The sequence below is a fragment of the Phycicoccus duodecadis genome (assembly GCF_002846495.1).
GTDB classification, from domain to species: Bacteria; Actinomycetota; Actinomycetes; order Actinomycetales; family Dermatophilaceae; genus Phycicoccus; species Phycicoccus duodecadis.
The window spans coordinates 1,970,971-1,984,373 of sequence record NZ_PJNE01000001.1; the positions used below are offsets into that span (position 1 = coordinate 1,970,971).

At 75.9% G+C, this 13,403-nt stretch carries 14 protein-coding genes; 4 read left to right on the forward strand and 10 right to left on the reverse strand.

What is annotated here, in order from left to right:
• Positions 1-19: 19 nt before the first annotated feature.
• The 4 genes from ATL31_RS09220 to ATL31_RS09235 form a co-directional block, all read right to left on the reverse strand.
• Positions 20-2,227 carry a heavy metal translocating P-type ATPase gene (locus tag ATL31_RS09220; protein WP_101395506.1) on the reverse strand — a complete coding sequence of 736 codons (2,208 nt, stop codon included), beginning with the start codon at positions 2,225-2,227 and terminating at the stop codon, positions 20-22.
• A 1-nt stretch (position 2,228) separates the two neighbouring features.
• Positions 2,229-2,546 (reverse strand): metal-sensitive transcriptional regulator, encoded by a 318-nt coding sequence (locus ATL31_RS09225; protein ID WP_101395507.1) that lies wholly within the window; start codon positions 2,544-2,546, stop codon positions 2,229-2,231.
• Between the two features lie 56 nt (positions 2,547-2,602).
• Positions 2,603-3,454: a class II fructose-bisphosphate aldolase gene (locus tag ATL31_RS09230; protein WP_101395508.1), complete on the reverse strand. Its 852-nt coding sequence runs from the start codon at positions 3,452-3,454 to the stop codon at positions 2,603-2,605.
• A gap of 76 nt (positions 3,455-3,530) precedes the next feature.
• A complete protein-coding gene (locus tag ATL31_RS09235; RefSeq protein WP_101395509.1) occupies positions 3,531-4,331 on the reverse strand; it encodes a DeoR/GlpR family DNA-binding transcription regulator in 801 nt (266 codons plus the stop codon).
• A gap of 99 nt (positions 4,332-4,430) precedes the next feature.
• Here ATL31_RS09235 and ATL31_RS09240 point away from each other — a divergent pair, with 99 nt between their 5' ends.
• Positions 4,431-5,375 carry an SIS domain-containing protein gene (locus ATL31_RS09240; protein WP_245862189.1) on the forward strand — a complete coding sequence of 315 codons (945 nt, stop codon included), beginning with the start codon at positions 4,431-4,433 and terminating at the stop codon, positions 5,373-5,375.
• Between the two features lie 159 nt (positions 5,376-5,534).
• On the opposite strand, the gene ATL31_RS09245 is transcribed toward ATL31_RS09240, so the two are convergent.
• From ATL31_RS09245 to ATL31_RS09265, 5 genes are all read right to left on the reverse strand, one after another.
• The gene (locus ATL31_RS09245; protein WP_211283997.1) at positions 5,535-5,936 is read right to left on the reverse strand and encodes a hypothetical protein; all 402 of its coding nucleotides are present in this window, start codon (positions 5,934-5,936) and stop codon (positions 5,535-5,537) included.
• Between the two features lie 92 nt (positions 5,937-6,028).
• On the reverse strand, positions 6,029-7,480 hold the full coding sequence (purB, locus tag ATL31_RS09250; protein ID WP_101395510.1) for an adenylosuccinate lyase: 1,452 nt from the start codon (positions 7,478-7,480) through the stop codon (positions 6,029-6,031).
• Positions 7,481-7,547: 67 nt separating this feature from the next.
• Positions 7,548-8,069: a low molecular weight protein-tyrosine-phosphatase gene (locus tag ATL31_RS09255; RefSeq protein WP_101395511.1), complete on the reverse strand. Its 522-nt coding sequence runs from the start codon at positions 8,067-8,069 to the stop codon at positions 7,548-7,550.
• Positions 8,070-8,190: 121 nt separating this feature from the next.
• Complete coding sequence (bioD, locus tag ATL31_RS09260; RefSeq protein ID WP_101395512.1) at positions 8,191-8,898, reverse strand: dethiobiotin synthase; 708 nt, start codon at positions 8,896-8,898, stop codon at positions 8,191-8,193.
• An 11-nt stretch (positions 8,899-8,909) separates the two neighbouring features.
• Positions 8,910-10,037, reverse strand: a complete 1,128-nt coding sequence (locus ATL31_RS09265; RefSeq protein ID WP_101395513.1) for an 8-amino-7-oxononanoate synthase — start codon at positions 10,035-10,037, stop codon at positions 8,910-8,912.
• A 184-nt stretch (positions 10,038-10,221) separates the two neighbouring features.
• Between ATL31_RS09265 and ATL31_RS09270 the strand changes: the two genes are divergently transcribed.
• The 3 genes from ATL31_RS09270 to ATL31_RS09280 all read left to right on the forward strand — a co-directional run bounded on the left by ATL31_RS09270 (position 10,222) and on the right by ATL31_RS09280 (position 12,023).
• Positions 10,222-11,169, forward strand: a complete 948-nt coding sequence (locus tag ATL31_RS09270; protein WP_101395514.1) for a hypothetical protein — start codon at positions 10,222-10,224, stop codon at positions 11,167-11,169.
• On the forward strand, positions 11,166-11,540 hold the full coding sequence (locus tag ATL31_RS09275) for a GntR family transcriptional regulator (RefSeq protein ID WP_101395515.1): 375 nt from the start codon (positions 11,166-11,168) through the stop codon (positions 11,538-11,540). Before ATL31_RS09270 ends, ATL31_RS09275 begins: the two co-directional genes overlap by 4 nt.
• Before the next feature lie 66 nt (positions 11,541-11,606).
• A complete protein-coding gene (locus tag ATL31_RS09280) occupies positions 11,607-12,023 on the forward strand; it encodes a pyridoxamine 5'-phosphate oxidase family protein (protein ID WP_101395516.1) in 417 nt (138 codons plus the stop codon).
• 9 nt (positions 12,024-12,032) lie between these two features.
• Here ATL31_RS09280 and ATL31_RS09285 read toward each other — a convergent pair whose 3' ends face one another.
• Positions 12,033-13,349, reverse strand: coding sequence for an adenosylmethionine--8-amino-7-oxononanoate transaminase (locus ATL31_RS09285; RefSeq protein WP_101395517.1), 1,317 nt, complete (start codon positions 13,347-13,349; stop codon positions 12,033-12,035).
• Positions 13,350-13,403 lie beyond the last annotated feature (54 nt).

Sequence of the window (13,403 nt, forward strand, 5' to 3'; positions counted from 1 at the left end):
TCGGCCCCGGCGCGCCCCCTCAGCGGGCGCGCGACCAGCGCCGCAGCCGCAGGCTGTTGCTCACCACCAGCACGCTCGACGCGGCCATCGCCGCACCGGCGACCATGGGGCTGAGCACGCCGGCCACCGCCAGCGGGACGGCGGCCACGTTGTAGCCGAACGCCCAGGCCAGGTTCTGCCGGATGGTGCGCAGCGTCGCCCGGGAGAGTGCGATGGCGTCGACCACGGCCGGCAGCTCCGAGCGCAGCAGCACGATGTCGGAGGCCTCGGCCGCGACGTCGGTGCCGCTGCCCATGGCGATGCCGAGGTCGGCCTGGGCCAGGGCGGCCGCGTCGTTGACGCCGTCGCCCACCATCGCCACGACCCGGCCGCGACGCTGCAGGTCGGCGATCATGGCGTGCTTGTCCTCGGGTCGCACGTCGGCCACGACCCGGCCCACGGGGATGCCGACGTCGCGGGCGACGGTGACGGCCGCGCGGTCGTGGTCGCCGGTCAGCAGGTAGGTGGTGAGCCCGGCCTCCGCGAGGTCCCGTACGGCGCGCGCCGAGCTGCGCCGCACGGTGTCGGCGACGGTGAGCGAGGCGCGGGCGCGCCCGCCCCAGCCGACCCAGACCGTGGTGCCCTCGGCGGTGGGGCGCGCGACCTCGTCGGGTACCTCGTCGAACAGCTCGGCGCGCCCGACGGTGACCAGGGTGCCGTTGACCACGGCGCGGGCGCCGGCGCCCGGCAGGGACTCGAAGGCGGTGACGGCGGGCAGGCGCAGGGCCCGGGCGCCGGCGGCGGTGACGATGGCGCGGGCCACCGGGTGCTCACTGCCGTCCTCGACGGCGGCGGCCGCGCGCAGGGCCTGGTCCTTCAGCAGGCGGCCGACGGTGACGACCTGCACCAGGGTCATGGCGCCGGTGGTCACCGTGCCGGTCTTGTCGAGCACGATGGTGTCGATGCGCCGGGTGTCCTCGAGGACGTCGGCGCCCTTGATGAGGATGCCGAGCCGGGCGCCGCGACCGGTGCCGACCAGCAGGGCCGTGGGGGTGGCGAGCCCGAGCGCGCAGGGGCAGGCGATGACCAGCACCGAGATCGCGACCTCGAGGGCGCGCACGGCGTCGCCGCCGATGGCCCACCAGGCGGCGAACGTGACGGCGGCCAGGGCCAGCACCACCGGCACGAACACCGACGACACCCGGTCGGCGAGGCGCTGCACCGGGGCCTTGGAGGTCTGGGCCCGCTCGACGAGGCGGGCGATGCCGGCCAGGGTGGTGTCGGCGCCGACCCCGGTGGCCTCGACGACGAGGCGGCCGGTGGTGTTGACGGTGCCACCGGTGACGCCGTCGCCCGGGCCGACGTCGACGGGCTGGGACTCCCCGGTGACGAGAGCGGCGTCGATGCTGCTCGAGCCGTCGCGCACCACGCCGTCGGTGGCGACCTTCTCGCCGGGGCGGACCAGGAAGCGGTCGCCGACGACGAGGTCGGACGCCGGGACGCGCTGCTCGACGGTGGCGCCCGAGGCGGCGTCGGTCCGCAGGACGGAGGCCTCCTTGGCCCCGAGGTCGAGGAGGCCGCGCAGGGCGTCGCGGGTGCGGTCGGTGGCGCGGGCCTCCATCCAGCGCCCGATGAGCAGGAACGTGGTGACCACGGTGGCCGACTCGAACCACACGTGCGAGCCCTCGCCCGCCATCCCGCCGGCGCGGCCGCTGACCACGACGACCAGCGACCACAGGTAGGCGGCCAGCACGCCGAGCGAGACGAGGGTGTCCATGGTCGACGCGCGGTGCCGGGCGGCCTGGGCGGCTGCGCGGTGGAACGGCCAGCCGGCCCAGAGCACGACGGGCGTCGCCAGGACCAGCTGCACCCAGGGGCTGTTGGGGACGTCGGCGCCCGGCACCATCGCGAGGACGACGACGGGCACGGTGAGGGCGGCGGCCGAGAGGGCGCGCGAGCGGAGGTCGTCCTGGGAGGCGGGGCCGGCCGGGTCGGCCGGGGACGCCGCCTCCAGGACCTCGGCGCCGTACCCGGTGCGGCGCACGGTGCTGATCAGCTCGTCGACGGTGATCGGGCCGGTCCAGCGCACCGTGGCCTTCTCGGTGGCGAGGTTCACGACGGCGTCGACCCCGTCGAGGCGGCCGAGCTTCTTCTCGATGCGTGCCGAGCACGAGGCGCAGGTCATCCCGGTGATCGCGAGGTCGACCTCGTGGACCTCGCCGGTGGGGCGGTCGGTGGTCTGGGTCATCTCAGCTCCTCAGCAGCCGCGTGACAGCGGTCGTGACCTCGCCGACCTTGGCGGCGGCGGCCTCGTCCGACTCACGGGCGGCGGTGACGACGCAGTGCGCGATGTGCTCCTCGAGGAGGCCGACGCTGACGGCCTGGAGAGCGCGGGTCGCGGCGCTGACCTGGGTGAGGACGTCGATGCAGTACACGTCGTTCTCGACCATGCGGGCGATGCCGCGCACCTGGCCCTCGATCCGGCGCAGCCGCTTGAGCTGGGCGTCCTTGGTGGCGGAGTAGCCCGGCGGGGGCGTCGCCGCGGGGTCCGGGGTGGTCGCGCTCATGGCTCCAGAGTACCCCCCTAGGGTATGGGGTTCGAATCGGGCTCCGGGGCCTCCCGTCAGGATGTCACAGCCGGGGTCCGCAGGTCGCGCAGAACGCCCGACACGGCCTGCGCCACCGCCTCCCGGGCGGGCCCGAGGACCCTGCGGGGATCGATGACCTGCGGGTTCTCACCCAGCCCGGCACGCACCGCGGTGGTCCAGGCCTGACCCAGCAGGGTGCCGACGTTGATCTTGGTCATGCCCGCGGCGACGGCCCGGCGCAGCTCCTCGGGGGGCACGCCGGACGAACCGTGCAGGACCAGGGGCACGGGCACGGCGGCGTGCAGCCGGGCGACGAGGTCGTGGTCGAGAGTGGCCGTGCGGGTGGCCATGGCGTGGCTGCTGCCGACGGCGACGGCGAGCGCGTCGACCCCGGTGGCCTCGACGAACCGCGCCGCCTCGACCGGGCCGGTGCGCACGCCCGGCGCGTGGGCGCCGTCCTTGCCGCCGACCTCGCCGAGCTCGGCCTCGACGTGCAGCCCCTGCTCGTGCAGGGCGCGGGTGGCCCGGGCCGTGACGGCCCGGTTCTCGGCGTCCGGGAGCCGGCTGGCGTCGACCATCACCGACGAGAAGCCGTGCGCGGCGGCGGAGGCGACGAGGTCGAGGTCGGTGGCGTGGTCGAGGTGGAGGGAGGCCTCGATGGTCGCGTCCGCGGCCGCGGCGCGGCACGCGGCGGCCAGCGGCCCGACGCGGCCGCCGTGGAACGCGACGGCGTTCTCGCTGACCTGCAGGATCACCGGGGCGCCGGCCCGCTCCGCGCCGAGGAGCACCCCCTCGAGCTGCTCGAGCGTGACGACGTTGAAGGCCACGACGGCGCGGCCGCCCGCGGCTGCGGTGGCGACGAGGGCGGCGGTGGTGGTGAGGGGCACGGTGACCTCCGAGGTCGGTGTGTGTGGGGGGGCGGATGGCGTCAGGGGCGCGGCGTCGAGGGTGCGGAGGGGCGGCTCAGACCAGGAGCACCTCGACGCCGGCCTGCCGGAGTCGCTCGACCTCCGCGGCCGGGGCACCGACGTCGGTGACGAGCAGGGCGGCGCGCGAGGCGGGCAGGATGGGCGCCGCCGTCACCCGGCCGACCTTCGAGGAGTCGGCCACGACGACGAGCCGCTGCGTGCGCTCGGCCAGCCCGCGGTCGGTGCGCGCCTCGGCGGGGTCATGGGTCGTCAGACCGCCCGCGGCCGAGATGCCGTCGACCCCCATCACGGTGACGGCCAGGGCGAGGCCCTCGACGAAGCGGTCGGTCATCGGACCCACGGCCTCGTAGCTCTCGGGCCGCATCGTGCCGCCGGCGACGACGACCCGGATGCCGGGGTGGGCCGCCAGCTCGACGGCGATGTTCATGGCGTTGGTCACGACGGTGAGCCCCGAGCGGCCGACCAGCCGGCGCGCGACCTCGGTCGTGGTCGTCCCCCCCGAGACGGCCAGCGTCATCGGCCGGTGCGGCAGGGCCTCGACGCAGGCAGCGGCGATCCGGGCCTTGGCCTCCGGGTGGCGGGTGTCGCGGTAGCGCACCGGGAGCTCGGCGCGGGCGCGCGCGCCGGCCCCGCCGTGGACGCGGCGCACCAGTCCTCGGCGCTCGAGGACCGCGAGGTCGCGGCGCACCGACGAGCGGGACAGGCCGAGGCGGTCGGCGAGCTCCTCGACGTCGAGGCGGCCGGCCGCCTGTACGGCGTCGGCGATGCCGGCCAGCCGGGTGGCGCGGCGCGGAGTGACCGGCGCCGCCCGGCCCTCGTCCGCGGTACCGACCATGGGTCCATCCCACCATCCGCGCCGGTCGCCGTTGCGCGAACGCGCAGTCCGGCTGCGCGGATGGGCGGCGCCGGGCCGGGTCCGGGCCAGGATGGCGGGATGAGCCAGCCCTCCGCCCCCTCCGCCCCCACCGGCCCCCCCGCATCCGACACGACGACGATGCGCGAGATCGAGAGCCAGCCCGCGGTGTGGCGCACCCTGCTCGCGCGCCGCGCCGAGGCCACCGCCCTGCTGGCGGCCCCCGGTGAGCGGGTGCTGTTCGTGGGCTGCGGGACCTCGGCCTTCGTGGCGCACTCGCTGGCGGTGCTGCGCGAGGGTGCCGGGCTGGGCGAGTCCGACTGGGCCTACGCCTCCGAGCCGGGCAGTCCCCGGGCCTGGGACCGCGTCGTCGCCATCACCCGCTCGGGCACGACCACCGAGGTCCTCGAGGCGCTGCGGGGCTTCAGGGGCGGCGCCGGCGGTACGGCCGGTCCGCGCCTCGTGGTCGTGACGGCCGTCGACGGGATGCCCGCGGGCGAGGCTGCCGACGACGTGCTGGTCCTGGCCGAGGCCGACGAGTCGTCGGTGGTGCAGACCCGGTTCCCGACGAGCGTGCTGCTGCTGGGGCGCGCGGCCTTCGGCGAGGACGTCGCCGGCCTCCCCGAGCGCTGCGCCGAGGCCCTGGCCGGGGACCGCCCCGACCCGGCGCCCTTCGAGCACTTCGTCTACCTGGGGCGGGGCTGGGCCCTCGGGCTCGCCGACGAGGCGGCCCTGAAGATCCGTGAAGCGGCCCAGGCGTGGGCCGAGAGCTACCCGGCGCTGGACTTCCGGCACGGGCCCGTCGCGGTGGCCGGCGAGCGCAGCCACGTGTGGGTGTTCGGCGCGACCCCGCCCGCGCTGGCCGACGACGTGCGGGCCGTGGGGGCCAGCGTGCGGGAGTCCTCGCACGACCCGCTCGTCGAGCTGGTGCTGGCGCAGCGGCTGGCGGCCGACCTGGCCGCCCTGCGTGGCCTCGACCCCGACGCCCCGCGCCATCTCACCCGCAGCGTCGTCCTCGACGCCTGACCTGCGCGGCCCGCGGGCCCCGCTGGGGAGCGCCGCACCGGGAGGTCGGGACGGCTCTCGGATGCTCCCCGCTGGGGAGCAGAGGGCCGCGGCCCACGTGATGCCGGCGCGCTGCGTCATCCCGGGGAGCATCCGAGAGGCGACTCGCGCACCTCGGGCTCAGCCGAGGTGCTCCTTGACCAGCTTCTTCGGCGCCTTGGTCGCCCACGCGTCGGTGATGATCTCGGCCAGCTCGAGGTAGTCGAGCCGCCCCAGGTCGCGCTCGCGCACCAGGACGGCGTCGTACCCGTCGAAGTGCGGGGTGGTGAACCACGGCTCGCCCAGCCCGAGGATGGCGGCCTTGTCGTCGGGGCCGGGCACGGAGATGCAGATGACGTCGGGCATCCGCTCGCCGTCGTCGTCCACCGCGTCCTTGCGCGGGCCGCGCCACACCACGAAGGTCCTGCCCCGCACGGCGTACGACGGGTGCTCGTCGGTGCCCTCGCGGGTCACCTCCGGCAGGGCCATCGCGATGCCGTCGAGGTCGTCACGGTCGACGGGGCGGGGGTCGGTGCTGGCCACGGACCCACCCTCCCACAGCCCGCGGCATCCCGAATGTGTGTGAACACGCCGCAGAAACCCCGGCGTGTTCACACACGTTCGGGGGCCCGGGGTCACGGAAGGTGGCGGACCAGCCCCGGCGCGAGCCCGACGTAGGTCTGCGGGGTCATCGCGGCCAGGCGCTCCTCGACCTCGGCCGGCAGCCCCAGCCCGCGCACGAACGCGACGAGGTCGTCCTGGCCGATGCGCCGGCCCCGGGTGAGCTCCTTGAGCCGCTCGTACGGCTCCTCCATCCCGGCCACACCCTGCGCCCCGAGGGCCCGCATGGCCGACTGCACGGCCTCGCCGAGGACCTCCCAGTTGCCGTCGAGGTCGGCGGCCATGGTGGCGGGCACGGCATCCAGGCCGTCGAGCCCGCGGTGGGCGTTGTCGATGGCCAGGAGGCTGTGGCCGAAGGCCGAGCCGATGTTGCGCTGCATCGAGGAGTCGGTGAGGTCGCGCTGCAGCCGGCTCTGCACCAGCGTGGCGGCCAGCACGTCGAGGAGGGCGTTGCTGACCTCGAGGTTGGCCTCGGCGTTCTCGAAGCGGATGGGGTTGACCTTGTGCGGCATGGTGGAGCTCCCGACGGTGCCCTGCCCGCGGACCTGGGCGAAGTACCCCATCGAGATGTACGACCACACGTCGGTGCACATGTTGTGCAGCACCCGGTTGAACCGCGCGAGGTCGGAGTAGAGCTCGGCCTGCCAGTCGTGGCTCTCGATCTGGGTCGTCAGCGGGTTCCAGGTGAGGCCGAGGTGCTCGACGAAGGAGCGGCTCACGCCCTCCCAGTCGGCGCCCGGGACGGCAGCGAGGTGCGCGCCGTAGGTGCCGGTGGCACCGTTGAGCTTGCCCAGGAACTCGGCGTCCTCGATGCGGCGCAGCTGGCGGCGCAGGCGCCATGCCAGCACCGCGAGCTCCTTGCCCATCGTCGTTGGCGTGGCCGGCTGGCCGTGGGTGTGCGCCAGCAGCGGGGTGTCGGCGAGGTCGCGCGCCATCGAGGTGAGGGTGTCGACCAGCGCTCGGGCGCGGGGCAGCCAGACCTCGTGCACGGCGCCGCGCACCATCACGGCGTAGGAGAGGTTGTTGATGTCCTCGCTGGTGCAGCAGAAGTGGATGAGCTCGGCCAGGCCGGCGTCCTCGGAGGCGGGGGCCAGGTCGCGCAGCCGGGCCTTGAGGAAGTACTCGACCGCCTTGACGTCGTGCTGGGTGACCCGCTCGGTGGCCGCCATCTCGTCGATCTCGGCGGCGCTGAACCCGGCGACGACCTCGCGCAGGCCGGACTTCTCCGCGTCGGTGAGGCGCCGGACGCCGGGGACCACCTCGTGGTCGGTGAGGTGGATGAGCCACTCGACCTCGACGTGCACCCGGGCCCGGTTGAGCGCGGGCTCCGACAGGTGGTCGACGAGCGGCGCGACGACCCCGCGGTAGCGCCCGTCGAGGGCGCCGAGCGCGATGGGCGGGTCGAGGTCGGCGAGGCTCTGGGCGCGGGAGAGGCCGGAGGCGGCGGCGTCGGTCGTGCTCGGCATGGGGCCATCCTCCCAGAGGCGGCCCCGGGCCCGCTGCCGGCGTCCGCCTGCTCGGGGCGCTGCGGGGTCAGGCGCCGTCGACCTCTCGGCGGACGTACTCGACGATGCCCGGCACCGCGGCCCGGATCTCCGCGTAGGTCTGCTCGTACTCGGCGTCGCCGCCGTACCAGGGGTCGTCCATCCCGAGCTCGCCGGCGGCCACGGCCGCGGGGTCGAACGAGCGGACCAGCCGCACCTTGGCGGCGTCGTTCTCGTCGCGCGCGATGCGGCGCAGGCGCTCGTCGTGCGGGTGGTCGGCGGCCAGCACGAGGTCGCTGTCGTCGAAGGCGTCGGCGCGGAACTGGCGGGCCCGGTGCGCGGACCATCCGACGTCCGGGTGCCCGTGCCGGCGCAGGGTGGCGACGGTGCGGGGGTGCGCGCCGTTGCCGAGCTCCTCGCTGGAGGTGCCGGCCGAGTCGACGACCACCCGGTCGCCCAGCCCCGCGTCGTCGAAGGCCTCGCGCAGCAGGAACTCGGCCATCGGCGAGCGGCAGATGTTGCCGTGGCAGACGACGGTGACGCGGTAGGGGTGCTCGCGGGACGCGCTCATCCCCCCATCCTGCCCCCCGACCTCGTGCGACTTTCACACGGTTCTCACCGCCGGGACGGTGCGAGAACCGTGTGCAACTCGCACGGAGTCGGGGTTTGCCGGGCGGGGTTGGGGCCGAGGGTCAGTCGATGCTGAACCAGCCGGGGGCGGCCTCGCAGAACGCCGCGACCGGCAACGCCCCGGCCCCGGCGGGCACCCGGCCCCAGAGCGGTGCCCCGGTGACCCGCGGCAGGTCGTACAGGTTCTCGGTCTCGGCCAGCCCCGGCTCGGACGGCCACGACCCGATGACCACGCCGAGCAGCGGGATGCCGCGGGCCGTCAGCGCCTCGGCGGTCAGGGCCGCGGTGCTCAGCACCCCGAGGCCTGCGGAGGCCACGAGCACCGCCCCGCACGACACCCCCTTGTAGCGCAGCGCCGTCCCGAGGTCGGCGAGCGTGCCGCGGCGGCCGTCCATCCGCACCAGCAGGCCCCCGGCCCCCTCGACGAGGGTGACGTCGGTGGCCGCCGCGATCTCGCCGACGCGCTTGGCGTGCACGGCGACCGGGGGGAGGGCAACCCCCTCGCGGCGGGCTGCGGCCTCCGGCGACAGCGGGTCGCGCAACCGGACCAGCTCGTGGGTCTCGAGGTCGTCGCCCACCAAGGCGCGTACGGCGTCGAGGTCGCCGGACTCGCCGGGCAGCACCCCGGTCTGGGCCGGCTTGACCACCACCACCCGGCTGCCCCGGGCACGAACCAGGGCCGCGAGGGCCGCGGTGACGACGGTCTTGCCGACGTCGGTGCCGGTGCCCGTGACGAGGACGACGGAGGGGAGAGCGCGCGGGTCGGACACCGGGGCAGCGCTCAGACCCGGGCCGGGAGGAGGCCGGCGAGCACGGCGCAGGCGCGGTCGAGGTCGTGCGCGGTGTGGTCGGCGTGCGCGGTCAGGCGCAGGCGCGAGGAGCCGTCGGGGGTCGACGGCGGCCGGAACGCCCCGATGCGCACGCCCTGGGCGCGGGCCTGCTCGACCGCCTCGACGGTCTCGTGCGGGCCGGCCATCTCGACCGACATGACGGCCCCCTCGGGCGCGTCGACACCGAGGGTCTCGGCCAGCCGGGTGGCGTTGGCGTGCAGCCGGGCGGCCAGCTCGGGGTGGTCGCGCAGCACCCCGATGGCGGCGAGCGCCGCGCCGGCCGAGGCGGGCGCCAGCCCGGTGTCGTAGATGAACGGCCGCGCGGTGTTGACCAGGTGCTCGCGCACGTCGGGATGGGCGAGCACGAGCCCTCCCTGGGCCGCGAGCGACTTCGACAGGGTGCACGTGACGACCACGTGCTCGGCGTCGTAGAGCCCGGCCCGGGCGACGAGCCCGGCGCCCCCCGGGCCGACCACGCCGAGCGCGTGCGCCTCGTCGAGGACGAGCAGCGCGCCGGCCTCCTCGGTGAGCGCGACGAGGTCCTCGACCGGGGCGGCGTCGCCCAGGACGGAGTAGATCGACTCGGCCACGACGACGGCCCGCGGGGTGTCGCGGCGCGAGAGCAGCTCGGCGACGTGCTCGAGGTCGTTGTGCCGGGCCACGCTGACGGCGGCGCGCGAGAGGCGACAGCCGTCGATGAGCGAGGCGTGGGCGTGCTCGTCGCTGACGACGAGGGTGCCGGCGTCGGCCAGCGTGGTCAGGGCCGCGAGGTTGGCGGTGTACCCGCTCGAGAGCACCAGGGCGCTCGGGGCGCCGGTGAGCGCGACGAGCGCGGCCTCGAGCTCGTCGTGGATGTCGAGGGTGCCCGTGACCAGGCGGGATGCGCCCGCGCCGGTGCCGTAGGTCTCGGCCGCGGCGACCGCCCCCGCGACGACCGCGGGGTGGTGGCGCAGGCCGAGGTAGTCGTTGCCGGCGAGGTCGACGACGTCGGCGCTCTTGGTCACCGAGAGCCGCCGGACGAGCCCCGCGTCCTCCCGGGCCGCAGCGGCATCCCTGATCCAGTCGAGCGGGCCGGTCACGTCGACGATCCTGCCACGGCCGCCCGGATGCCACCCGCGGAGCCGGCAACGAGCCCGTCGCGGAGGTGGGCGGTGGGGGGCGCCCCGTCCCGGGGCAGCGGCGGTTTGTGACAGACGGTTGACACAAAGGGGTTGGCGCGCCATGCTCCTCTTGTACCAACCGTTCGACACAACTGGAGGGGTCATGGGGCTCGCCGTCCTGTCACTGCCGGTCGCGCTGCTGGCCTTCGTGGTCGCGCTGACCCGGCGTCACCTCGTCACCGTCGGCGTGAACGAGCACGCCGAGGTGGTGCGCATCGCCCGCCACGCCCGGGCGTGGCGAGTCGGCGGCCTGCTCGCCGGGCTCGTCGCGGCCGCCCTGGCGCTCACCGTGGGGCAGTCGGTGGACGCCCTTGGCCGACTGGTCGCCCTGGCCCCCGCGCTCCTGGGCATCGGCGTCCTCCTCGGCACCATCGTCGGGGAGCTCACCGCTCGGCCCCGGGTCGGCGTGCGCCGCACCGCGGTGGTCGAGACCCGCACGGTGCGCGGCATCCTGCCTCCGGTGCGCACCGCCCTGGCCGGGGTGGCCGGCGTCCTGCTGGCCGGTGCGCTGGCGCTCGGCGCCGCCTGGGGTGGCCCCGACGACCTGCAGCGGGCGGGGCGCTCGTTCACCCAGGGGTGCCGGGTGATGGTCGACGGGGCGCTGGTGTCGGCGTCGTCCTCGCGGGGGCCGTGGCCGGGCTCCTTCTACGCGGTCCCGCTGGCGGCCGCCCTCGGCGTGGCCGCCCTGCTCGCGCTGGCCGCCCTGGTGGCGGTCACCCGGCGGCCCCGCCCGCGGCCCGAGAGTCTCGGCCTGGACTCGATGCTGCGCCGCTGGTCGGCCGGCACCATCGTGACCGCAGCCCTCTTCACCGTGCTGGGCACCCTCGGGCCGGTAGCGGTGCTCATCGCCGCGGGGCTGCAGCCCGGCGAGTGCCCCATGTCGGTGACCCAGGCGGTGGTCCGCTGGGTGGCCCTCCTGGTCGGGCCGGCGGCGCTCGTCGCCGGTGCCACCGCGCTCGGCGCCCTGCTGGTCACGCCCGCCATCCGCGTCGACGACCTGCCCCGCCCCCTCCCGGGGGAGGCGACCTCGGTGGGGGCGCCGGTCCGATGACGCTGCAGGCCGTCACGGTCGACGTCCTCGACCCCACCCCGCCCTACGAGCAGCTGCGCCGCCAGCTGGCCGACCTCGTCGGCAGCGGCGTGCTGGCTCCCGGCGACCGGCTCCCCCCGGTGCGCCAGCTGGCCGCCGACCTCGGGCTCGCCCCCGGGACCGTGGCCCGGACCTACCGCGAGCTCGAAGGGGCCGGCTACGTGCGGTCGCGGCGCGGGGGCGGGACCCGGGTGGCGCCCCATCCCCCCGCCGCAGCGACCCCGGCGCTCGCGCTGGAGGAGGCGGCGGCCGCGTACCTCGAACGGGCGCGGGTGCTCGGCATCGGCACCGACGAGGCGCTGGCGGTGGTGCAGCGCCAGGCCTCCCGCTGAACCGGCCCCGGGTCCGTGTCGTCGCGAGGGGGCATCCTGGGGGACCCGTCCTCCGAAGGAGTCCCCGTGCCCAAGGCCCCACTGCCCGCCGCTGTCGCCGAGCTGTTCGCCCGGCCCCACCCCGCCGTCGTCGCGGTGCTGCTGCCCAGCGGCGCGCCGATGTCGGTCGCCACCTGGTACCTCGTCGAGGACGACGGCACCGTGCTGCTCAACATGGACGCCGAGCGGGCCCGGGTCTCGTGGATGCGCGAGCACCCCGAGGTCGCGCTCACCGCGCTGAAGGAGGGGGAGTGGTACACCCACGTCAGCGTGCGTGGGCGGGTGGTGCGGTGGGACGACGACCCCGAGCGCGCCCTCGCCGACATCGACCGCCTCTCGAACCACTACGGCGGCCGCGACTACCCGACGCGCGACCGGGCCCGCATCAGCTGCTGGGTCGAGATCACGAACTGGCACGGCTGGGGCGAGGCGAAGGCCGACTGACCCCGGGTCTCAGCCGTGCACGTCGGCCACCGCGCCGACCAGCCCGGCCGTCAGCAGCGCCAGGTCGGCGTCGGAGGTGACGAAGGGCGGCATCGTGTAGACGAGGTCGCGGAACGGGCGCAGCCACACCCCGCGCCGGACGGCCGCCGCCGTCACCTCGGCCACGCGCACCGGCTCGCGCAGCTGCACGACACCGACGGCCCCCAGCGTGCGGACCTCCGCCACGGAGGCGAGGGACGCCGCCGGCGCCAGCCCTGAGGCCAGCCCGCGCTCCACCCGCGCCACCTCGGCCTCGGTGTCGCGCGCGGCGAGCAGGTCGAGGTTGGCGTTCGCGACGGCACAGGCCAGCGGGTTCCCCATGAAGGTCGGCCCGTGCATCAGGCCGCCGGCCTCCCCGCGGCTCACGCCCTCGGCCACCTCGCGGGTGCACAGCATCGCGGCCAGGGTGAGGTAGCCGCCGGTCAGCGCCTTGCCGACGCACAGGATGTCGGGGGTGCGCGCGGCCCGGTCGCCCGCCCAGCGCGGCCCGGTGCGGTGGAAGCCGGTGGCGATCTCGTCGTGGATGACGAGGGCGCCGTGCTCGCGCGCCAGCTCGTGCAGCACGTCGAGCACCCGGGGCGCGTACACGTGCATCCCGCCGGCGCCCTGGAGCACGGGCTCGACGATGACCGCTGCGACCTCGGACGCGTTCTGCGCGAAGAGGTCCCGCGTGGTGCGTTCCCAGGCGACGAGCTCAGGGTCGTCGTCGGCGCGGTCGATGCCGGCCGGGGGGCGCGGCGCGAACACGTGCTCGGGCAGCACCCCGCGGAAGAGGGCGTGCATCCCGCCCACGGGGTCGGTGACCGACATCGGCGAGAAGGTGTCACCGTGGTAGCCGCCGCGCACGGTGAAGAAGCGGGTCCGCGGCCGCCCGTCGGCGAGGTGGAACTGGAGCGCGGCCTTCATCGCGACCTCGACCGAGACCGACCCGGAGTCGGCGAGGAAGACGTGCTCGAGGCCGGCGGGCGCGAGGGCGAGGAGGCGCCGAACCAGCCCCACGGCCGGCTCGTGGGTGAGCCCCCCGAACATCACGTGGCTCATCCGGCCCAGCTGGTCGCGGGCGGCGGCGTCGAGCTCGGGCACCCGGTAGCCGTGGACCGCGCACCACCACGAGCTCATGGCGTCGACCACCTCGTGGGCCCCGCCGTCAGGGGCGCGCAGCCGCAGCCGGACCCCCTCGGCGGACTCGACGAGGTACGCGTCGGTCGGGGCGAGCGCCGAGGAGTACGGATGCCAGACGTGCTCGCGGTCGTAGGCGAGCAGCGCGTCGGGGTCGAGGTCGTCCATCGCGGGCCATCATGCCGCGCCGGGCGGGAGCCGCTGCACCACGGGGATCCCGGG